Annotated in this window: 18 protein-coding genes; 3 read left to right on the forward strand and 15 right to left on the reverse strand. The window is 69.1% G+C overall.

Features of this window, described 5'->3' with window-relative positions:
* Positions 1–164 precede the first annotated feature (164 nt).
* Positions 165–581 (forward strand): acyl-CoA thioesterase, encoded by a 417-nt coding sequence (locus C7H73_RS14910; protein ID WP_106847375.1) that lies wholly within the window; start codon positions 165–167, stop codon positions 579–581.
* 64 nt (positions 582–645) lie between these two features.
* Here C7H73_RS14910 and C7H73_RS14915 read toward each other — a convergent pair whose 3' ends face one another.
* The 14 genes from C7H73_RS14915 to C7H73_RS14980 all read right to left on the reverse strand — a co-directional run bounded on the left by C7H73_RS14915 (position 646) and on the right by C7H73_RS14980 (position 15,561).
* Positions 646–1,281: a bactofilin family protein gene (locus tag C7H73_RS14915; protein ID WP_106847376.1), complete on the reverse strand. Its 636-nt coding sequence runs from the start codon at positions 1,279–1,281 to the stop codon at positions 646–648.
* A gap of 151 nt (positions 1,282–1,432) precedes the next feature.
* Positions 1,433–1,918 (reverse strand): thioesterase family protein, encoded by a 486-nt coding sequence (locus C7H73_RS14920; RefSeq protein ID WP_106847377.1) that lies wholly within the window; start codon positions 1,916–1,918, stop codon positions 1,433–1,435.
* Positions 1,919–2,130: 212 nt separating this feature from the next.
* Positions 2,131–2,940, reverse strand: coding sequence for an enoyl-CoA hydratase (locus tag C7H73_RS14925; RefSeq protein WP_106847378.1), 810 nt, complete (start codon positions 2,938–2,940; stop codon positions 2,131–2,133).
* Positions 2,941–2,947: 7 nt separating this feature from the next.
* Positions 2,948–3,799, reverse strand: a complete 852-nt coding sequence (locus tag C7H73_RS14930) for an acyl-CoA thioesterase (RefSeq protein ID WP_106847379.1) — start codon at positions 3,797–3,799, stop codon at positions 2,948–2,950.
* A gap of 26 nt (positions 3,800–3,825) precedes the next feature.
* Entirely contained in the window at positions 3,826–4,710 is an 885-nt protein-coding gene (locus C7H73_RS14935) for an alpha/beta hydrolase family protein (RefSeq protein WP_106847380.1), read from the reverse strand.
* A gap of 175 nt (positions 4,711–4,885) precedes the next feature.
* Positions 4,886–6,082 (reverse strand): acetyl-CoA C-acyltransferase, encoded by a 1,197-nt coding sequence (locus C7H73_RS14940; RefSeq protein WP_106847381.1) that lies wholly within the window; start codon positions 6,080–6,082, stop codon positions 4,886–4,888.
* A gap of 131 nt (positions 6,083–6,213) precedes the next feature.
* Complete coding sequence (locus C7H73_RS14945) at positions 6,214–8,637, reverse strand: 3-hydroxyacyl-CoA dehydrogenase/enoyl-CoA hydratase family protein (RefSeq protein ID WP_106847382.1); 2,424 nt, start codon at positions 8,635–8,637, stop codon at positions 6,214–6,216.
* Between the two features lie 123 nt (positions 8,638–8,760).
* The gene (locus C7H73_RS14950; RefSeq protein WP_106847383.1) at positions 8,761–9,195 is read right to left on the reverse strand and encodes a DUF2147 domain-containing protein; all 435 of its coding nucleotides are present in this window, start codon (positions 9,193–9,195) and stop codon (positions 8,761–8,763) included.
* An 80-nt stretch (positions 9,196–9,275) separates the two neighbouring features.
* Positions 9,276–11,072, reverse strand: a complete 1,797-nt coding sequence (locus tag C7H73_RS14955; RefSeq protein WP_106847384.1) for an acyl-CoA dehydrogenase C-terminal domain-containing protein — start codon at positions 11,070–11,072, stop codon at positions 9,276–9,278.
* 54 nt (positions 11,073–11,126) lie between these two features.
* Complete coding sequence (locus C7H73_RS14960) at positions 11,127–11,792, reverse strand: TetR/AcrR family transcriptional regulator (RefSeq protein WP_106847385.1); 666 nt, start codon at positions 11,790–11,792, stop codon at positions 11,127–11,129.
* 114 nt (positions 11,793–11,906) lie between these two features.
* A complete protein-coding gene (gene slmA / locus C7H73_RS14965; protein ID WP_106847386.1) occupies positions 11,907–12,560 on the reverse strand; it encodes a nucleoid occlusion factor SlmA in 654 nt (217 codons plus the stop codon).
* Between the two features lie 142 nt (positions 12,561–12,702).
* Entirely contained in the window at positions 12,703–13,593 is an 891-nt protein-coding gene (gene argB, locus C7H73_RS14970; RefSeq protein ID WP_106847387.1) for an acetylglutamate kinase, read from the reverse strand.
* Positions 13,594–13,666: 73 nt separating this feature from the next.
* Positions 13,667–14,770: an MraY family glycosyltransferase gene (locus C7H73_RS14975; protein ID WP_106847388.1), complete on the reverse strand. Its 1,104-nt coding sequence runs from the start codon at positions 14,768–14,770 to the stop codon at positions 13,667–13,669.
* Positions 14,767–15,561 (reverse strand): glycosyltransferase family 2 protein, encoded by a 795-nt coding sequence (locus C7H73_RS14980; protein ID WP_193483931.1) that lies wholly within the window; start codon positions 15,559–15,561, stop codon positions 14,767–14,769. Before C7H73_RS14980 ends, C7H73_RS14975 begins: the two co-directional genes overlap by 4 nt.
* A 55-nt stretch (positions 15,562–15,616) precedes the next feature.
* On the opposite strand from C7H73_RS14980, the gene C7H73_RS14985 reads away from it, so the two are divergent.
* Both C7H73_RS14985 and C7H73_RS14990 read left to right on the forward strand, forming a co-directional pair.
* Positions 15,617–19,378, forward strand: coding sequence for a methyltransferase domain-containing protein (locus tag C7H73_RS14985; RefSeq protein ID WP_106847389.1), 3,762 nt, complete (start codon positions 15,617–15,619; stop codon positions 19,376–19,378).
* 100 nt (positions 19,379–19,478) lie between these two features.
* The gene (locus tag C7H73_RS14990; protein ID WP_106847709.1) at positions 19,479–20,786 is read left to right on the forward strand and encodes a tetratricopeptide repeat protein; all 1,308 of its coding nucleotides are present in this window, start codon (positions 19,479–19,481) and stop codon (positions 20,784–20,786) included.
* A 25-nt stretch (positions 20,787–20,811) separates the two neighbouring features.
* Here the strand turns inward: C7H73_RS14990 and C7H73_RS14995 are convergent, their stop codons facing one another.
* Complete coding sequence (locus C7H73_RS14995) at positions 20,812–21,882, reverse strand: acyltransferase family protein (protein ID WP_106847390.1); 1,071 nt, start codon at positions 21,880–21,882, stop codon at positions 20,812–20,814.
* Positions 21,883–21,942 lie beyond the last annotated feature (60 nt).

The raw sequence follows: 21,942 nt of genomic DNA on the forward strand, positions 1-21,942 counted from the left end.
AAAGTGAACGGCAGGCAGGAGGGCAAGCGGGCCGGCTGTCAGCCCTGGCCACGATTGTGCCGGCCGGTGCAAACCCGCGTGCGTGCGCCCGCGCCGGCGCTGCGGGACAATGCGACCCCGCCTTGCGGCCCCCGGGCCGTTGCCGCTTTCCTTTTTCTGCCTCCATGACCGATACCGCACACGTCCACCACGAACTGCCCAGCGACAAGGAGCTGGTGCTCAAGGTGATCCCCATGCCCGCCGACACCAACAGCAACGGCGACATCTTCGGCGGCTGGGTCATGGCGCAGGTGGACCTGGCCGGCTCGGTGCTGCCCGCGCGGCTGATCCAGGGCCGCATGGCCACCGTGGCCGTCAACGAGTTCATCTTCAAGCAGCCGGTGCGCGTGGGCGACCTGCTGTCGTTCTTCGCCGAGGTCACGCGCGTGGGCAACACCTCCATGACGGTGCAGGTGGAGGTCTATGCCGAGCGCATCCGCACCCAGGGCCGCTATGCCAAGGTGACCGAGGCCAAACTGACCTACGTGGCCATCGACGAGAACGGGCGCCCGCGCCCCATTGCCCCGGCAGTGCAGGCCTGAATGCCCGCCGCCAAAGCAACAAGGGAGCCATGGCGGCTCCCTTGTCTGGGCTGCAGCGGGGCAATCAGGCCACTGCCAGGGCCTGCGTGGCGGAGCTGGTGCTGGGGCTGCCGGCGGCGGCGCTGGTGTGCGAGCTGGCGGCCGCGGCCGAACGCGACGCGGCGGCGCTGCTGCCCAGGGCGCACTCGATCTCGCCGCTGAGCTGGCCGCCCTCTTCGATCACGAGCTTGCCGTAGCGGATCTTGCCGCTGACGCGGCCCGAGCCAAAGATGACCAGCTTCTCGCGCACCGTCAGCTGGCCGTCGAACTGGCCGTGAATCTCGGCGATGTCGATCTCGGCGCAGCCGCGAAAGGCGCCCTGCTCGGCGATGTGGATCACGCGCGAATCCATGGTGGCCTCCACCGTGCCCTCCACCACCAGCGTGTCGCAGTCGGTGATCTCCACCCCCTTGAGCTTGATGTTGGGTCCAACGGTGAGCTTGCTGCCCCCCGTGGAGGTGGTGGAGCTGTCGGCCTCGGCGGAAGCGGAGGACATGGACGCTGGGGCGCTGGAGTGGCTGGCCATGGAGGGTGCTGCGGTGGAGGCGGCGCTGGTGGCCGGCCGGGTGGTGGTGCCACCCAGCACCGAAGAGGGCTGACGGGTGGAGAAGCTGTCGCTGTTGCTATCTCGCTTGCCAAAGAAGGGGTTTTGCACGGCCATCGGAACTCCTGAAAAAGACCTGCCCATGCTAGGCGCCAGCCCGCCCGCAGACCTTTGGTATCCGGCAAGAGAGGTAACCAAAGCGCTCGTTCGTAGCATGCGCTTGCAGGCCTTGCAGCGCCAAACAGGGCCGCCGCGGCGTGGGATGCCCTCAGGAGACGATGTAGGCCGCTGCGCCAGTGGCCAGCAGCTGGCCCTGCCCGTCCAGGAATTCCATGCGCGTGTTGGCCACGCGCGAGCCCAGGCGCAGCACCTGGCCGCGCAAAACGAACTGCTCGCCGATGCCGGCGTGCAGGTAGTCCACGCGCAGGTCGATGGTGCCCAGGCGCGAAAAGCGGTGCAGCCGCGCCAGCGGCGCGTCCTCCATGTGCCGCGCGCCGATGGCGGCCATGATGGCCAGCCCGCCGATGGCGTCCAGCCCGGCGCTGATCACCCCGCCGTGCAGCCGGTTGTAGGCAAAGTGGCCCACCAGCTCGGGCCGCATGGCGATGCGGCCGGTGACCTGCTCGGGCGCCACCTCGGTGATCTCCAGGCCCAGCACGCGGTTGAAGGGGATGCGCTCCTCGAAGATCTGCGTCAGGCCCTGGATGAACTCGGGCTCGAAGGCGACGGCCGGGGTGAGGTTCGGGCTGGACATGGAAAATACTTTGCTATTAAAAAGGTAGCTGCCTACGCACGACTGGCGCGCGCTGCAGGCCATTTTGACCCACTAAAAAGCCCCGCGGGCGGGGCTGGGGCATGGGGCACGAGCCTGGCGCGGATGTCGGCAATTGCTGACATCCGGGTGCCTCTTTTGGCGAAAGTTGCCCCGCTGCTGCGCAGCGCGGCCTGCTGCGCCGGCCGCGGATTTCAGCAATTGCTGAAATCCGGGTGCCTCTTTTGCATGAACGCGGAAAACGCTTCGCGGGCGGCCGGGCCGGCCATCAGGCGGGCGAAGCTGGCGCCCTCTTCGCGCATGCGCTCGCGCACCTGGGCGGCCTGGCCGGCCTTCATCAGGCGCTTGGTCTCGATCAGGGCCGACAGCGGCTTGGCCGCCAGCTTCTTGGCCTGGGTCTGCGCCAGCAGGTTGCATTCCGACGGGGGCACGACGCGGTTGACCAGGCCGACCTCCAGCGCCGCCTCGGCCAGGAAGGGCTCGCCCAGCAGCAGCACCTCGGCCGCGCGGTGGTAGCCCAGCATCTGCGGCAGCAGCAGGCTGGATGCCGCCTCGGGGCACAGCCCCAGGTTCACGAAGGGCAGCGAGAACGCCGCGTTGTCGCCGGCATAGACCAGGTCGCAGTGCAGCAGCAGCGTGGTGCCGATGCCCACGGCCGGGCCGCAAACGGCCGCCAACACCGGCTTGGGGAACGCCGCCAGGGTGTGCAGGAAGCGCCACACCGGGCGCTCGGCGTCGTCCGACGCGGCCCCGGCTGCGGACTGGCGCAGGAAGTCGCCGATGTCATTGCCGGCACTGAAGATGGCCATGTCGCCCTGCAAGACCACGCAGCGCACGGCCGCGTCGGCCTCGGCCTGGGCCAGCGCATCGGCCAGGCTGGCGTACATGGCCTCGGTGATGGAGTTCTTCTTGTCGGCACGGTTGAAGGTGATGGTGGTCACACCGGCTTCGGTGTGCACCAGGATGTCCTGGGCGGGGGCGGCGGCGTCCTGGGGGCGGCTCATGGGGGGTTCACTCCTTGTAATAGACGATCTGGTGGCTGGTGGCCAGCAGCGCGCCGGCCTCGTTCCACAGCTGGGCCGTCTGGTCGAAAAAGCCGTTGCGAAACTCCTGCGCCCGCGCCTGGCCCAGCACGTAGCCGGTGCCGGTGGCGGCCAGCAGCGGGGCGCCGGCGTGGAAATAAACGGTGATGGAGACGGTGCCCGCAGGCACCTGGCGCGCGCGGCGCAGCCACACGCGGGGAAAGAAGATGTCGGCCATGGCGGCCAGCGCGGGGAAGTCCAGCGGCCGCGCCGGCGCGTCGCGCATCCACAGCTGCGACAGGCTGTCGGCCTCGCGGCCGTCCCACTCGGGCGGCAGGGCCCCGCCTACGGGCCGCATCTCGTAGCGCCTGAGCCACTGCACGGGAAACAGCGGGCCCACCTGCGGGCATCGCGCTGGCGCGGGCACGGCGGGCAGTGCCATGTCGGCGGCGCTCCAGGTCTCGCGCCGCACGGCCGTGACCACCGTGGCGGTGGTCGTCACCTGCGGCTCGGCGCCCGGCGCGGGCGGCTGCAGCACGCTCACCGTCCAGTGCTGGGTGGATCGGTTGGTGCGCACCGGCACGGCCTGCACCGTGAAGTCGCCCTCGCCGATGGCGGCGGCGTAGTTCACCGTGAGCGACAGCGGCTCGCCCAGCACCTGGGGGTGGCGCAGCACGGCGGCCAGCAGCGTGGCGGCGGTGACGCCGCCAAAGGGGCCCACCATGTTCCAGTAGGCGGGGGTGGAGCGGCCGCTGTAGTGGCCCGGCGCGCCGGGCTGCAGGGCCAGCGCCTCGTCCAGCGGGTGGGCGTCGTCGCGGGTGGTCGTGTTGATGTCGGTCATGACGTGCCAGTGTGCATGCAAGGCGCTCAGGCCGCCGTCGTGCCGGCGACGCGCGCGGCGCCGAACTGCGCCAACTGCTGCGCTGCGCGCGGCCACAGCGTGCGCGCGAAGCGGTCGCGGAAGAAGCCGAAGTGGCCGATGCGCGGCGCGCGCCCGTCCTGCGGTGCGATGCGCTCGATCTGCCGCGGCGCGTGGGCGTACAGCGCCAGCAGCGACTCGGTGCCGGCCAGCGTCATCAGCTCGTCGTCGGTCATGCTCCAGGCGTGGATGGGAAAGCGCACGGCCTCGTAGCTGCTCTGCGCCGGCGCGCCTTCGGCGCCCACGCTGTAGCGCGGGTGCAGGCACCAGCGGCGCCACTGCAGCGCCACGCCGGCCGGCAGGTCACCCACGGCGCGCAGGCGCTTGCCCGGAAAGTAGCCGCACAGGCGCACCGACAGCGGCACCAGCACGTGCCAGAAGAACGGCATGGCCAGGCGGATGCGCGGCGCGTTCTCGCGCCAGTAGCCGCTGCCGGCGGCCACGCTCAGCAGGCCGTCCACGCGCGGGTGCTCGCGCAGCAGCCCCGGCAGTTGCGCGCCCAGGCTGTGGCCGACCAGGTACAGCGGGTGGCCCGGCAGGGCCTGGGCGGCGTGGGCGATCACGGCGTCATAGTCGCGCGCCCAGGCCGCCAGGTCGGCCTGCACGCCGCGCAGGGGGCCGTGCAGCGAGGCGCCCTGGCCGCGGTAGTCAAACGTGGTGACGGCCCAGCCCTGGCCCGCCAGCCACTGCGCAAACGGGCCGTAGAACGACTGCGGCACGCCGAACGCACCGCCGATGACGACGCTGCCCCGGGGCGACACCCCCGCCAGCGGCGCGTAGCGCCGCAGGGCCAGGCTGGCGCCGCCATCGGCCGCCAGGGTGAGCTGCTGCATCCGTGTCTCCTGGGCCGCTGCTGGCGCGGCCGTCATTTTTCTTGTCGTTTATCAATTTTGATAGCGCCTACCGCTTGACTGGCGCGGCCTACAGGCGTTTTTCCCTGCATTTTCAGGGCCGGCGGGCCCGGCGCGGGGCACTGCAGCCCCGCGGCAGGCCGTGCCTGCGGGGCGCTCAGACGCGCTCGAAGATGCCCGCTGCGCCCTGCCCCATGCCGACGCACATGGTGACCATGCCGTACTTGAGCTGCTTGCGGCGCAGCGCGTGCACCACGGTGGCCGAGCGGATGGCGCCGGTGGCGCCCAGCGGGTGCCCCAGGGCGATGGCGCCGCCCATGGGGTTGACCTTGGCCGGGTCCAGACCCAGGGTGTTGACGACGGCCAGCGACTGCGCGGCAAAGGCCTCGTTCAGCTCGTACCAGCCGATGTCTTCTGCCTTGAGCCCCGCGTAGCGCAGCGCGGCGGGGATGGCCTCGATGGGGCCGATGCCCATGATGGCCGGCGGCACGCCGCGGCTGGCGTAGCTGACGAAGCGCGCCAGCGGCGTCAGGCCAAAGCGCTTGACGGCCGCTTCGCTGGCCAGGATCAGCGCGCCGGCGCCGTCGCTGGTCTGCGAGCTGTTGCCCGCCGTCACCGTGCCGCGCGCGGCAAACACCGTGCGCAGCTTGGCCAGGCCTTCCAGGGTGGTGTCGGGGCGCGGGCCCTCGTCCAGATCGACGGTGCGGGTCTTTTGCACCAGTTCGCCGGTGGCCAGGTCCACGCTGCGGTCGGTCACCTCGATGGGCGTGATCTCGTCCTTGAATTCGCCCGCCTGCTGCGCGGCGATGGCGCGGCGGTGCGACTCCAGCGCAAACGCGTCCTGCGCGTCGCGGGGCACCTTCCATTGCTGCGCCACCTTCTCGGCCGTCAGGCCCATGCCGTAGGCAATGCCCACGTCGCCATCGCGCTCGAAGATCGAGGGCGACAGGCTGGGCGCGTTGCCCATCATGGGCACCATGCTCATGCTCTCCACGCCGGCGGCGATCATCACGTCGGCCTCGCCCACGCGGATGCGGTCGGCCGCCATGGCCACGGCCGACAGGCCCGAGGCGCAAAAGCGGTTCACGGTGATGCCGCCCACGCTGGTGGGCAGGCCCGCCAGCACCGCGCCGATGCGCGCCACGTTCAGGCCCTGCTGGGCCTCGGGGATGGCGCAGCCGCAGACGATGTCCTCGATCGCCTGCGGATCCAGCCCCGGCGCCTGCGCCAGGGCGGACTTCAGGATGGTGGCCAGCAGGTCGTCGGGCCGGTAGTTGCGGAAAAAGCCCTTGTGCGAGCGCCCGATGGGCGTGCGCGTGGCGGCGACGATGTAGGCGTCTTGCTGTTGTTTCACGATGGTTGTCCTTGTCTATTGCCTGATGGCACTGGCGCATAACCTCTGAGGCATGGCACGGGCGCATGCCAGGCCAGCAGGCGCCGTGGATCTGGCTTTGCCAGGCCCCCAGCGGCTCAGGGGGTTGGTCATCAATTCCGAACCGGCTTGCCGGTGCTCAGCATGCCCAGGATGCGCTCCTGCGTCTTCGGGTGCTCGATCAGGGCGCAGAAGGCCTTGCGCTCCAGCGCCATCAGGTATTCCTCGCTGACCAGCGTGCCGGCGTCCACGTCGCCGCCGCAGACCACCTCGGCGATCAGGGTGGCGATGTGCTGGTCGTGCTCGCTGATGAAGCCGCCGCCATGCATGTTCACCAGCTGGCCGCGGATGGTGGCGATGCCGCTGCGCCCGGCCACGGGGAACAGGCGGCGCAGGGGCGCGCGCCAGCCGCCAGCGGCCATGGCGCGGGCTTCGTTGACAGCGACGAACAGCACCTCGTCCTTGTGCGGCACGATGAGGTCGGACTCCAGCAGGTAGCCCAGCTTCTTCGACTCGATGGCGCTGGTACCCACCTTGGCCATGGCGGCGGCGGAGAAGCCCTCGGTCAGGAAGGGCAGCAGATCCTTGCCGGTGCTGGCGGCGGCGTTCTCGGCCGCGCGGCGGGCGATGTAGGTCAGCCCGCCGGCGCCGGGCACCAGGCCCACGCCCACTTCGACCAGGCCGATGTAGCTTTCCATGTGCGCCACGCGGCGCGCGCTGTGGATGGCCAGCTCGCAGCCGCCGCCCAGCGCCATGCCGTGAATGGCGGAGATCACCGGCACCTGGGCGTAGCGCAGTCGCAGCATCAGCTTTTGCAGCTCGTGCTCCACCTCTTCGATGGCACCAATGCCGGCGACCACATACGCGGGCATGGTGGCCTGCAAGTCAGCGCCAACCGAGAACGGCGCGTCGCCCGACCAGATGACCAGGCCGTCGTACTCGCGCTCGGCCAGGTCCACCGCTTCCACCAGCCCTTCCATCACGTCCGGGCTGATGGCGTGCATCTTGCTCTGGATGCTGGCGATCAGCACGCGCCCTCCCGCCGGGCAGACCTCGCGGTCCAGCGTCCAGACGCGCAGCGCGTCCGTGTTGCTGACGGTGGTGCCGGCCGTGCGCCAGTCGGGCAGGTTGTCTTCACCCAGCAGCTTCTCGGGGAAGTACTGGCGCTCATAGACAGGCAGCTGGCGGCGCGGCACGAACTTGCCGCTGCGCGCGCTCCACGAGCCCTGCGCCGTATGCACGCCGCCGGCCTCGGCCACGGGGCCCTTGAAGACCCACTCGGGCAGCGGCGCCTTGGACAGTGCCTTGCCCGCGTCGATGTCCTCCTGGATCATCTTCGCCACTTCCAGCCAGCCGGCCTGCTGCCACAGCTCGAAGGGGCCCTGCTTCATGCCGAAGCCCCAGCGCATGGCCTGGTCCACGTCGCGCGCGGTGTCGGCTATTTGTGCCAGGTGCACGGCAGCGTAGTGAAAGCTGTTGCGCAGGATGGCCCACAGGAACTGGCCCTGCGCGCCTTCCGCGTTGCGCAGCAGCTTCAGGCGCTCGGCGGCGGGCTTTTTCAGCATGCGGCCATAGACCTCGTCGGCCTTTTGGCCGCCCGGCACGTACTCCTCGCCTTCCAGATCGAAGCGCAGGATGTCGCGGCCGACCTTCTTGTAGAAGCCTGCCTTGGCCTTCTGGCCCAGGTGGCCCAGCTCGATCAGCTTGGCCAGCACCGGCGGCGTGCCGAAGCTCTCGTAGAACGGGTCGGTCTCCAGGCTGAGGTTGTCCTGCAGCGTCTTGATGACGTGCGCCATGGTGTCCAGGCCCACCACGTCGGCGGTGCGAAACGTCCCGCTGGAAGCGCGGCCGAGCTTCTTGCCCGTCAGGTCGTCCACCACATCGAAGGTCAGGCCGAAGTTCTCGACCTCCTTCATGGTCGAGAGCATGCCGGCGATGCCCACGCGGTTGGCGATGAAGTTGGGCGTGTCGTGCGCACGCACCACGCCCTTGCCCAGAGCGGTGGTGACGAAGGCTTCGAGCTGATCGAGCACTTCGGGCTGCGTGGTGGGCGTGTTGATCAGCTCCACCAGCACCATGTAGCGCGGCGGGTTGAAGAAGTGGATGCCGCAAAAGCGCGGACGCAGGGCTTCAGGCAGCGCCTCGGACAGCTTGGTGATCGACAGGCCCGAGGTGTTGCTCGCCAGGATGGCGTGCTTGGCCACGTGCGGGGCGATCTTGTGGTACAGGTCCTGCTTCCAGTCCATGCGCTCGGCGATCGCCTCGATCACCAGGTCGCAGTCCTTGAGCAGGTGCATGTGCTCTTCGTAGTTCGCCGCCTGGATCAGGTCGGCGTCGTCGGCCACGCCCAGCGGCGAGGGCTTGAGCTTCTTCAGGTTGGCGATGGCCTTGGTGACGATGCCGTTCTTCGGACCTTCCTTGGCGGGCAGGTCGAACAGCACCACCGGCACCTTCACGTTGACGAGATGGGCCGCAATCTGCGCGCCCATCACGCCCGCGCCGAGCACGGCGACTTTTCTCACGTTGAAACGAGACATTCAAATATTCCTAGTCGATTCACCACACAGCGCCGACATGCGAGTGCAGCCGCGGATCCGGCTGTGCCGGTCCGCTGGGTGCGCCCCCTCGGGGGGGGAGGCGCCGCAGGCGCTTCGGGGGGGTTAGTTGACGCGCTGCCAGGTCTGCGTGCGCCCGAAGGGCCCGATGGAGCCGCGCACTTCCAGCTTCTGGCCGCCGTCCGCGGGCGTCAGCCGCAGGGTGTATTGCTTGCCGTTTTCCGGGTCGAGGATCTTGCCGCCCTCCCACACGTCCTTGCCTTCGGCCTTCTTCGCGCCCGTGATGATGGGCAGGCCGACCATGGGCTGGTCCTTGAGCGCGTCCTTGCACTCCACGCACTTGGCGGCCGGGTCGGCGTCCTTGCGCAGGAGCTTTTCGATACGGCCTTCCAGCGCGCCGCCATGCTCCTCGATGCGGATCTCGGACTTGGCCTCGCCGGTCTTGTCGTCCATGCTGCGCCACAGGCCCACGGGGCTCATCTGGGCCCACGTGGGGGCGGCGATTGCTGCAAAAACAATAGCTGCTAGCGCTTGTCTCATAAGGGTTCCAGGTCAAAAAGGCTTGAAAACACGAAACAGGGAGCGCGCCCCCGCACGCGGCGGGGCGCACGGCTTGTGGTTTACGCCAGGGCGGCGTCCGTGTCCATCAGCACCTTGCTTCCGGCGCGCGCGGTGCGCATCAGCGTCGCGGTTTCGGGGAACAGCTTGGCGAAGTAGAAGCGCGCCGTCTGCAGCTTGGCGACGTAGAACGGGTCGGTGTTGCCGGCCGCGATCTCGCGCAGCGCCACCTGGGCCATGCGGGCGAACAGGTAGCCGAACACCAGGTGGCCGGCCACGCGCAGGTAGTCCACGGCAGCGGCGCCCACTTCGTCGGGGTTCTGAAAGCCCCGGAAGCCGATCTCGGTGGTGAACTTGGTCATCTGGTCGCCCAGGTAGGCGATCGGGTTGATGAACTCGGCCATCTTCTCGTTCACGCCTTCCTCCTGCACCAGCTGGCCGACCAGCTTGCCGAATTTTTTGAGCGTGGCGCCGTTGTTGCCCAGCACCTTGCGGCCCAGCAGGTCCAGCGACTGGATGGTGTTGGTGCCTTCATAGATCATGTTGATGCGGTTGTCGCGCACGAACTGCTCCATGCCCCATTCCTTGATGAAGCCATGGCCGCCGAAGACCTGCATGCAGGCGTTGGTGGCGACGTGGCCGTTGTCGGTCACGAAGGCCTTGACGATGGGAGTCAGCAGCGCGACCAGTTCGTCCGAGTCCTTGCGCACCTTCTCGTCGGGGTGGCCGTGGGCCTTGTCCAGCAGCAGGGTGCAGAAAACCTGCAGGGCGCGGGCGCCTTCAGCATACGCCTTGGCCGTGAGCAGCATCTTGCGCACGTCGGGGTGCACGATGATGGGATCGGCTTCCTTGTCCGGCGCCTTCTTGCCCGACAGGCTGCGCATCTGGATGCGGTCCTTGGCGTAGGCCAGGGCGTTCTGGAAAGCCACTTCGGTCAGGCCCAGCGACTGGTTGCCCACGCCCAGGCGTGCGGCGTTCATCATCACGAACATGGCGGCCAAGCCCTTGTGGGGCTCGCCCACCAGGGTGCCGGTGGCGCCGTCGATGGCGATCTGCGCCGTGGCGTTGCCGTGGATGCCCATCTTGTGCTCCAGGCCCGTGCAGAAGATGGGGTTGCGCTCGCCCAGCGAGCCGTCGGCCTTGACGTGGAACTTCGGCACCACGAACAGGCTGATGCCCTTGCTGCCCTTGGGCGCGTCCGGCAGGCGGGCCAGCACCAGGTGCACGATGTTCTCGGTGAAGTCGTGCTCGCCGGCGCTGATGAAGATCTTGTTGCCGGTGATCTTGTAGGTGCCATCGCCCTGGGGCTCGGCCTTGGTGCGCAGCATGCCCAGATCGGTGCCGCAGTGCGGCTCGGTCAGGCACATGGTGCCGGTCCACTCGCCGCTGACCAGCTTGGGCAGGTAGGTCTTCTTCTGCTCGTCGGTGCCGTGGGCGACCAGCGCCTCATAGGCACCGTGCGACAGGCCGGGGTACATGGTCCAGGCCTGGTTGGCGCTGTTGAGCATCTCGTACAGGCACTGGTTCACCGTGTGCGGCAGGCCCTGGCCGCCGAACTCGGGGTCGCACGACAAGGCCGGCCAGCCGCCTTCGACGTACTGGCGGTAGGCCTCCTTGAAGCCCTTCGGCGGCGTGACCTCGTGCGTCGCGGTGTCGAGTTTGCAGCCCTCGGTGTCGCCGCTGATGTTCAGCGGGAAGGCGACGCCGGCGGCGAACTTGCCGGCTTCTTCCAGCACGGCGTTGATGGTGTCCGCGTCCACCTCGGCGTGCGCCGGCATGGCCTTGAACTCGTCGGTGACCTTGAACACTTCATGCAGAACGAATTGCATGTCGCGCAGCGGGGGCGTGTAGATGGGCATGCGGGTGGCTCCTGGAAAAAAACGGTGTTGAAACGAAAGAGGGGGCAGGAAAGATCAGGCCGCGTAGCGGGCCAGGATGTTGTCGAAACCGGTGGTGGCCCGGCCGAGGGAGCCGGGCGTCTTCAAAAAGCGTGCCTCGTAGTGCAGCGCCAGGATCAGGCCGTGGATCTCGAACAGCATCTGGTCCTCGTCCACATCGGCCTGCAGCTGGCCGCATTCCTTGCACTGCTGGATGCCGCGCTTCATGGCCGCCATCCAGGTCAGCACCGAGCCGGCCAGCGCGTCGCGCACGGGTCCTTGGCGATCGTCGAACTCGACGGCGCCGCTGATGTAGATGCAGCCCGAGTCGATCTCGATGGAGGTGCGCTGCATCCAGTGGGCAAACATGGCGCGCAGGCGCGGCAGGCCGCGCTCCTCGGCCATGGCGGGGTAGAACACCTCCTGCTCGAAGCGCTGGTGGTATTCGCGCACCACGGAAATCTGCAGCTCCTCGCGCGAGCCGAAGTGGGCGAACACGCCGGACTTGCTCATGCCCGTCACATCGGCCAGCGCGCCGATGGACAGCCCCTCCAACCCGATGTGCGTGGCCAGGCCCAGGGCGGCCTCGATGATGGCTGCCTTGGTTTGCTGGCCCTTGTGCAGCACCCGGCCATCGCGCCGCGGCGCGCGGGCGGCCGGCTTGGCAGCCAGGGAAGGGATGGAAGGCGAGGAGGCAGGCATGGACAAAGCAAAACGAACGATCGTGCTATTTTGCACAAAAGCCGCCTGCCTGACCAGTCGGCACGCCTTGCCGACCGATCTTTAGGGGTAAACCCCTAATTCCCGCACCCGCCTTCAGGCCAGCAGCGCCAGGGTGGCCTCCAGCTGCTCGGTGGGCTGGCGCTGAAAGCCGGTGCGCGCATAGCGTTGCAGGCGCCCGCGCAGCAGATCCACCATCGCGGCGGCACGCACCTGGGCAGCGGCCGTGGGCACGGCGTCGCCGCCCACCTGCAGCGCGCCGCGCAGGCACTGGCGCAGGCTGGCCTCCAGCTTGTCGAAGAACAGGTTCATGCGCTGCTGCAGCCGCTCGTGCTCCAGCACCAGGGCGTCGCCCACCATCACGCGCACCATGCCGGGGTTGCGCTCGCCGAACTGCAGCACCATGGCCACGATGCGCGCGGCGCGGCGCGCGCCGTCGTCGGCCTGCTGGGCGCTGTCCTCCAGCGCGGTGATCTGGCGTACCAGGGTGAAGACGCTGGTCTCGATGAAGTCGATCAGCCCCTCGAACATCTGCGCCTTGCTGGCGAAGTGGCGGTACAGCGCCGCTTCGCTGAAGCCCAGCTGGCGCGCCAGCGCGGCGGTGGTGATGCGCTCGGCGCCGGGCTGCTCCAGCATGGCGGCCAGGGTCTGCAGGATCTGCTCGCGCCGCTCGCCCGGGCGCGGCCGGCGGCGCGGCTGCTCGGTGGCGGCAGGGGTGGCGTCGAGGGCGAGGGTCTGCGTGTCGGACATGAAGGGCGTCGTCAGGGGCCGGCGCGGCCTGTTGCTACCAAAAATAGAGCTTCCAACGCTTACCCAGTAAGCGCCGGAGCCACTTTTTACTATGAATCTGCGGCGCACTGCCAAGGCGCCGCCAAGGGCATTCGGGCCGCCGCTATTGGCTGCGGATCATGGTGCCGTAGGCCTGGTCGGTCAGGATTTCCAGCAGCATGGCATGCGGCACCCGGCCATCGACGATGTGCACGGCGTTCACGCCGGCCTTGGCGGCGTCGATGGCGCCGGCCAGCTTGGGCAGCATGCCGCCGGAGATGGTGCCGTCGGCGATCAGGCCGTCGATCTGCTGCGGGGTGAGCTCGGGCAGCAGCTCGCCGGCCTTGTCCAGCACGCCGGGAATGTTGGTGAGCATCACCAGCTTTTCCGCCTGCAGTACGGTCGCCAGGCGGCTGGCCACCACGTCGGCGTTGATGTTGTAGCTCTCGTTGTCATCGCCAAAACCGATGGGACTGACCACGGGAATGAAGGCATCGTCCTGCAGCGCCTTGACCACGCTGGGGTCGATGGCCACGATGTCGCCCACCTGGCCCACGTCGTGCTCCACGGCCGGGTCCTTGTGGTCCAGCAGGCGCAGCTTGCGCGCGCGGATCATGCCGCCATCGCGCCCAGTCAGGCCCACGGCCTTGCCGCCCGCCTGGTTGATCAGGCCCACGATGTCCTGCTGCACCTCGCCGGCCAGCACCCATTCCACGACTTCCATGGTCTCGGCATCGGTCACGCGCATGCCCTGCACGAACTCGCCCTTCTTGCCCAGGCGCTTGAGGGCCTGCTCGATCTGCGGCCCGCCGCCATGCACCACCACCGGGTTCATGCCCACCAGCTTGAGCAGCACCACGTCCTCGGCAAAGTCCTGTTGCAGCGCCGGGTCGGTCATGGCATTGCCGCCATACTTGATGACCATGGTCTTGCCATGGAACTGGCGGATGTAGGGCAGCGCCTGGGCGAGGATTTCGGCTTTGTCGCGCGGGGCGATGGATTGCAGGTCGGTCATGGCGAGGCAGGCGGTTGCAGATGGAAACGGAGGGCAAATTGTGCCCCATCCCACTCGGTGCGCCGGCCAGTCGTCAGAACCGCATCCAGGGCGGCACCTTGAAGCGCACGATGCCGAGGTAGGCCGTCACGTAGGCCACTGCGAACAGCGCGCAGAACACCATCAGCACCGGCGTGTTGCGCCAAAACAGCACCGCCGGCACCACGGTGAGCAGCGTGAACGCCCACAGGTAGGGCGCAGTGCGGTTGTTGCGCTTGAGCACCCGGCGGGCCTCGTCCTCGTGGAACACGCCGCGCACGATGCGCCGGTAGATCAGCTGGTGGAAGTGCAGCGCGTCCGCCATGCCGGGCGAGTCGCCCCGCGCCAGCTTGCGGTAGATGGAAAACAGCGTCTCGGCCACGGGGTACAGCAGCAGCAGCATGGGAAACCAGGGCGACACCTCGGCGTTGCGCTGCACCAGTGACAGGCTGGCCAGGGCGATGGTCACGCCCCAGATGTAGGCCCCGCCGTCGCCGGCAAACAGCATGCCGCGCGGGTAGTTCCAGACCAGAAAGCCGCCGGTCGCGGCTGCCACGCACACCAGCAGCGCGGCCAGGCTGCGGTCGCCCACCTGCAGGCACACGTGGGCCAGCGCCAGGCACACGATGAGCGCCACCATCCCCGCCAGGCCGTTGTAGCCGTCGATGATGTTGAAGGCGTGCGGCAGCCCGGCAATGGCCAGCAGCACGATGGCGGCGCCCAGCCAGGGCACGGTCTGCAGCAGGCTGTCCAGCCCCGCCACGCCCAGGCGCGGCACGTTCAGCCCGAGCAGAGCGATGGCCAGCGCGCCCGAAGCCAGCGTCAGCAGCAGCCGGTAGCGCACCGTCAGGCGCTGCGTCATGTCCTCGGCAATGCCGCCCAGGGCAGCCGGCAGCAGCGCCGCCACCCAGCCCCCCACCCACAGGCCCAGGCGCAGCGAGCCCGGATCGCCAGCGCGCGTCGTCTCCCACACGCCCAGCAGCCAGCTCGCCAGCACCCCCGCCAGCAGCGCCACGCCGCCCAGGCGAGGCACCTCGCCCACGTGAAAGCGCTGGGGCATGCCCTCGCCATACGCGGCCGCACGCCCGCCCAGCCAACGGATGATGACGCCCGCGCACAGCGCAGCGACGGCAAAGGCAACGAGGGACAGCCAGATCATGGGGCGCCGATCCTATCCGCAGCCCGCGTATCCGGTGGCAACAAAGTGCGGGCACGCCGATACACCGGCGAGCACCACAGGCGCAGCAGGCTGCGCAGGTGCCAGGCCAGGTGGGCCAGGCGGCGGTGGCTGGCGCGCTGCCCCGCGTGTACCACCGCGACCGGCGCCCGCTCCAGCCGCCAGCCGGCCAGGCGCAGGCGCAGGCTCAGGTCCACATCCTCGCAATACATGTAGTAGCGCTCGTCGAACCCGCGCACGTCGGCCCAGGCCGCGCGCGGCAGCACCAGGCAGGCGGCGTTCACCCAGTCCACGCGGGCCTCCGACCGCCCCATCGCGCGGCGGCGCCACAGCGCAGCGGGCGTGGGCAGGGCGCGCTCGCTGTCCTGCACCCGGCCCTGAGCGTCCACCTGCGCCGGGTAGGCACAGCCCACGCCCGGCCGGCACGCCACGGCCCGCAGCGCTGCCAGGGCGTCGCCCGCCTGCGGTTGCAGCCGCACGTCGGGATTGAGCACGCACACGAAAGCCTCTGCCGCCCCAGCCAGCGCGCGATTGTGGTTGGCACCAAAGCCCAGGGGCCGCGCATTGCGGCGCAGCTGCAGGGCGAACGGCCACGATTGGTCTTCAGGAAAAGGCGGCGGCTCGTCCGCCTGGTTCAGCGTCAGCACCACCCGGGTGACGCTGCCGGCGCACAGCCCGGCCAGGTCTTGCAGCAGCGCGCGCACGGCCACGCCGTGGCCATGGCTGACCACGGACACCACCAGGCCGCCATCGCTAAAGGGAGCTGCTTGCATCAACCCGCCATTGTCGCAGCAGCGCCGGGCCCGGCCGCCCACCGATAATTCCGGGATGACACAGAACATCGAGGACCTGCACGTCTATCTGCGCAGCATCCGGCCCGGAGAGCGCACGTCGCTGTCGGCACTGGCCGAGCTGATCGCCCCCGGCGCCACCGTGCTGGACCTGGGCTGCGGCAGCGGCGCCCTGGGCCAGTACCTAAAGGAAACGCGCAACTGCACCAGCGACGGCCTGACCTGGAGCGAGGCCGAGGCCCGCCATACCCGCCCGTACTACCGCCAAGTGGTGGTGGCCGACCTGGAAGTCTGCGACCTGCTGGGCACCTTCCCCGCGCAGCACTACGACTGCATCGTCTGCGCCGACGTGCTGGAGCATCTGCGCGCGCCCGAGCGCGTGCTGGCCGCCTGCCGCGAGCTGCTCAAACCCGGCACGGGCCGGCTGATGGTATCCGTGCCCAATGCCGGCTATGCCGGGCTGGTGGCCGAGCTGCTGCAGGGCGAGTTCCGCTACCGCGAGGAAGGGCTGCTGGACCGCACCCACCTGCGCTTTTTCACGCGCCGCTCGCTGGCGCGCTTCCTGGGCGAACAGCGCTGGGCCGTCCGGTCGCTGGAGACCATCCGACGCGAACTGCCCGAATCCGAATTCCAGGCCCGCTTCGACGAGCTGCCTCCGGCCGTGGCCCGCTACCTGCTGGCCGCGCCTGATGCGCTGGCCTACCAGTTCATCGGCGTAGCCCAGCCGGTGGCCCAGGCTATTCGTGATGGCCAGGAGGGCGCACTCGACCCCGGGCCCGCCCAGGCCCTGTTCACCGCCCAGCTGTATGTGGCGCGCGGCCAGGGCTATGCGGAAGAAGGCAAGCGCACGGCCACCGGCGCCATGGGTAGCGAGCGCCAGACACTGCGCTTCGAGCTGCCTATGGGCGATACCCCCATCACCGCCATCCGCCTGGACCCGGCCGACCGCCCTGGCTTTGTGCATCTGCACGCGCTGCGTCTGCTGGACGGGGCGGGCCAGCCGCTGTGGCAGTGGACGGCGCTGGAGGCGGGCCGCTCTCTGCTGGCCGCCACTCCGCACCAGCAGATCGTTTGGCATGCCCCTGCGGCATCGCCCACGATGCTGCTGCTCACCGGGGACGACCCGTGGTTCGAGCTGCCGGCCCCCGCGCAGCAGCTGGCGCAGGCCGCGGTACTGGAGGTGGACCTGGGTTGGCCCATGTCGGCCGACTACCTGGCGCTGTCGGCGGCCGTGCAGCCGCTGCAAGATCGCATCAGCGCACTGCAGGAGCGCCAGCAGCACATGGACAACCTCACGCGCGCCCTCGCAGAAAGCCGTGCACAAACACAGCGTGTGCAGGCCCAGAGCGACAGCTTTCAGAATGAGTCCGCGCAATTTCAGCGCAACGTCGCCCAGCTGGAGCACCAGCTCACCCGCATCCAGAGTGAATACGGCGAACTGGCCGCGCACCTGAAATCCATCGAGAACTCCACCGTATTCCGCGCCACCCGCCCGCTGGTGCATGCCAAGATGACCCTCGACCGCCTGCTGGGCCGCACCCCCAAGCACCTGCGCACCGCCGCGCGGCCCGCGCCCCAGCCGATGCAGCCGCCGGGCCACCCGGTGGACATCATCGTCCCTGTCTACCGAGGCCTGGACGACACGCGTGTGTGCATCGAATCCGTGCTGGCAGCGCCGGTCCAGTGCGCTTGGCGCCTCATCGTCATCAACGACTGCAGCCCCGAGCCCGAGGTCACCGCCTGGCTGCGCGAGCGCGCCGCGCAGGACGAGCGCATCACCCTGCTGGAGAACGAGGAAAACCTCGGCTTCGTCGGCACTGTCAACCGCGGCATGGCGCTGTCACAGGCCAACGACGTGCTGCTGCTCAACAGCGATACCGAAGTGGCCAATGACTGGCTGGACCGCATCCGCGCCGCCGCCTACGGCGACGCGCGCGTGGCCAGCGTCACGCCCCTGTCCACCAACGCCACCATCTGCAGCTACCCGCGCTTTTGCGAGGACAACCCGCTGCCCCCCGGCTGGGACACGGCGCGCCTGGACGCGCTGGCCGCCCGCACCAACCCCGGCGCCGTGGTGGACGTGCCCACCGGCGTGGGCTTTTGCATGTACATCCGCCGCGACTGCCTCCATGCAGTCGGCCTGTTCGACACGAACAACTTCGGCAAGGGCTACGGTGAGGAAAACGACTTCTGCCAGCGCGCCGCCAAGGCCGGCTGGCGCAACCTGCACCTGCTGGACACCTTCGTGCTGCACACCGGGGGCGTGAGCTTCGGCGACAGCAAGAGCCCGCGCGAGCGCGCCGCCATGGAGACGCTGGCCCGCCTGCACCCTGCCTATGCCCGCGACGTGCATGCCTTCGTGCAGGAAGACCCGGCCCGGCCCTGGCGCCTGGCCCTGGATGCGGCCCGCCTCCAGAGCGAAGGCCCACCCGTGGTGCTGGCCGTGCTGCACGACCGCGCTGGCGGCACCGTGCGCCACGTGCGCGAGCTGGCTGCCCACCTGCGGGGCCGGGCGCAGTTCCTGACCCTGTCGCCCGCGCCGGGCGGCAGCGTCATCCTGCGCATGGCTGGCGAGAACGAGGGCTTTGAGCTGTCGTTCCGTCTGGCCGACCAGTGGGACGACCTGCTGGCCGTGCTGCGCGCCCTGGGCGTGTGCCATGTGCACTACCACCACCTGCTGGGCCACGGCCAGCCCGTGCGCGACCTGCCGGCGCTGCTGGACGTGCCCTACGACTTCACCGCGCACGACTACTTCAGCTACTGCACCCACATCACCCTCACCGGCAACGACGGCCGCTACGCGGGCGAGCCTGCGCCTGGCCAGTGCGCCTGCTGCACCCCGGCCATGCCCACGCCGCAGCTGCTGCCCGGCGTAGCCAGCGTGGCCGAGTGGCGCGGCGCCAACGCCCGCCTGCTGGCTGGCGCCCGCCAGGTGCTGGCCCCCAGCCACGATGCTGCCCGCCGCATCGCCGCCTTCGCCCCGGCCGCCCGCGTGCGCGCCGTACCGCACACCGACATCGCACCGGGCACTGCCCTGCCCGCGCCCGCCCCGCAGCCGCTGCAGGGCAACCGCCCGCTCAAGGTCGCCGTGATCGGCGCCTTGAGCGCCATCAAGGGCGCCGACGTGCTGGAGGCCGCCGCACTGGAAGCCGCCCGCCAAGGCGCGCCGGTGGAATTCCACCTGCTTGGCTACGGCTACCGCCACCTGCGCACCCAGCCGCGCACGCGGCTGACCACTTACGGCCAGTACAAGGAAGAAGATCTGCGAGGCTTGCTGGAATGGCTGCAGCCGGACATCGTCTGGTTCCCCGCCCAGTGGCCCGAGACCTACAGCTACACCCTGAGCGCCACGCTGCAGGCCGGCCTGCCCGTGGCCGTGCCCGACATCGGGGCCTTTGCCGAGCGTGTCGCCGGCCGGGCCTGGAGCTGGGTCTGCCCCTGGGGACAAGACGGCAAGGGCTGGGTGGCGTTCTTCAGCCGGCTGCGTGCGGAGCATTTCGCCCCTGCCACTCCGCCTGCCCTGGCGTCGACGGCCTCCGTTGCGACGGATGGCAGCGATTGGAGCTATGCGCACGACTATTTAGCCGACCTGCCCATGCCTGCCGGGGTACCTCAGGCGACCCCAGTGGACGCCGCCGTGCTCTCGCAGTACCTGCCCGAGCCCACGCCTGTCGAGGCCGCCCGGACCGGTGCAGTAACGGCCCTGGCTTGGTTGCGCTCGCTGCCGCTGCTGCGCACGGTGGCGCGCGGCATTCCGCCCCATGTGCAGCGGCGGGTTAAGAGCTGGCTGCAAGCGTGAAAACCAACTCTCCCGATCCCGCGAATTCACAAGAGATCAGTGCACGCGCTGTGCACTCGCCTCTCCCTTCGTCCCTTTCAAAATGCCAAAGGCCGCCACCATGAATGCATCTTCCGACCCCAACTTGGGCCTGATCGAGTCGGCGCGCGCACTCATCCAGCAGGAGCAGCTGGATGAGGCCGCAGCCCTTCTCAACCAGGCCCGCGAGCAGCTGCCCCATGATCCACGCGTCTATCTGATGGCCGGACTGATGACGGAAAAGGGCGGCAATGTCGAAGGAGCCTTCCAACTCATGCAGCGCGGACTGGAACTGGCACCTAACTGGCCTCCAGCCATCATGGAGGTAGCGCAGATGCAGGCACGGCAAAGCCAGTTTCCTGAAGCTCTGGAGAACGCCGCCACCGCCCTCTCCCTCGATGCCCAAAACCCAGCGCTGCTGGAAGGCGCGATCAACGTCGCCCAACTGAGTGGGCAGCGTCAGCTTGCCATGGGCCATCTGCAGCAAGGGCTGGAACGTGACCCTGCCAACGCCTCTTGGCGGCGCCTGCTGGCCAGAAACCTGAGCGAGTTGAAACGCTACGACGAGGCCCTGGCTCAGTGGGACATGCTCCTCACCCAGTCACCCCAGGACATGGAGGCTCTGGAAGGGCGTATGCACACGCTGCTGGCCGCAGGCCGCCTTGAGGACGCCGCCGAAGTCACTGCCGCCCTGCTTGCCCTGGACCCTGGCAACGCCGTCTATGCCTACTACGACGCCAGGGCGCACGGCCACACCCCGGCACATCAACCCGCCGAGCTCAACCGCAACATTTTCGACAGTGCAGCACACGTCTTCGACCAGCAACTGGTACAAGGCCTGCGTTACCACCTGCCCCGGCAGGTGGCGCAGAAAATTCGTGTGCTCCACCCCGACAAAAAGCTCAACCTGCTCGACCTGGGCTGCGGCACAGGCCTGCTCGGCCAGCACCTGGGCAAGGTGCAGGGCCGCCTGGCTGGCGTGGACATCTCGCCCAAGATGCTGGAGCAGGCACGCCGCCGCGGCGTCTATGACAGCCTGGAGCTGTCCGACCTGCATGACACCCTGCGCGATACGGCAGAACAATCCTTCGACGTGATCACGGCTCTGGACGTCTGCGTCTATGCAGGCGACCTGAGCGGCACCGTGCCCGCAGCCGCGCGCGTCCTGTCGCCTGGCGGCCAGCTGATCCTTTCGTGCGAGACCGGGCCGGAAGAAGGGCCCGAGCTGGTGCTGAACCCCGACACCGGTCGCTACCAGCACAAGCGCAGCCACGTCGAAGGGCTCTGTCGCGCGGCAGGGTTCGCCGTCGAAACGGAAGCCACCATCCTGCGCTATGAGAAGGGCCAGCCGGTGCAGGGCTTCGTGATCACGGCGCGCAAGGCAGGCTAAACACCTCGCCCGCTGCCGCGTTTTCTTACGACGCTGCAGCGGGCGCCTGCAGCGCCGCTGCGCGGCGCCTGCGCGCCAGGCGTATGCCGGGCCGCTCAACGGCAAACCACGACAGCAGCGCCAGGGGCACCACCAGCGCCAGCGACAACGCCATGCACATGGCCAGCGACCAGCCGTGGCGCAAGCTCAGCTCCGTCACCGCCTGCTGCACGGGGAAGGCGTAGATATAGATGCCATACGAGAGGTCCACCCGCTCATGCCCCAGCGCGGGCATGCGCGGCCGGCCCGCGAAAGCCGCATAAAACGTACCAAGGGCGATGAAGGCCCACACCGCCATCTGCCGCAGTGCGCCGCCGTCCACCAACGCCGCGCAGGCAGCGGCGGCCAATGCCGCGGCGGCCATCCACCCGTGGGGGCGCACGCGATAGGCGGCGCAGGCACTGCCGATGAAGAACGGCACGCCAAATCCGCAGAAGTCGCGCCAGCGGAACACGTCCGCCACCAGGCCCAGCTGCGCCTCGATGGCAGCATCCCACCCGCGCCAGCGCGCCAGCATCCACAGCAGCGCCAGCGCACAGGCCATCGCCGGGTACAACCAGCGCCGCCCGCGGGCACCCCAGGCCAGCAAGGCCAGCACCAAGTACATCAGCAGCTCGTAGCGGATGGTCCACAGGGAGCCATTGACCGCTCGCGCAAACGGGTTGTGCTCGAACACCCCTGGCAGCGTCTGCACCGTCGCCAGCGCGGCAGCGTTGTTGGCCAGGTTGAGCCAGGTCAGCGGCGCGCGCAGGTAGTCGGCGGCAGGCAGCGTAGTCACCGCCCAGCCGATGACGAACACCGAGAACGCCACCGCCACCACCAGGCCGGGGAAGATGCGCAGCGCCCGCTTGCGCCAGAACGCTCGCCACTGCGGCTCGCGCGCCCAGCTTTGGCAGACCAGGTGACCGCTGATGAAGAAGAAGACGTAAACCGCCAGCGAGCCCAGGCTGTGGCCCGGGAAAGGCACGGGAAGCACGCTCTTGTAGAGGAACAACCCGTGCGAAATGAAGACGCTAAGGGCGGCGACAAGCCTGAGCCCGTCAAAACGGTTGCGCATCAACAGGACTCCATCCCAAAACTGCAGTGCGGGCGCGTTCACGCTGCGGCGCCTGCCCCA

Source organism: Pulveribacter suum (assembly GCF_003013695.1).
Taxonomy (GTDB): Bacteria; Pseudomonadota; Gammaproteobacteria; order Burkholderiales; family Burkholderiaceae_C; genus Melaminivora; species Melaminivora suum.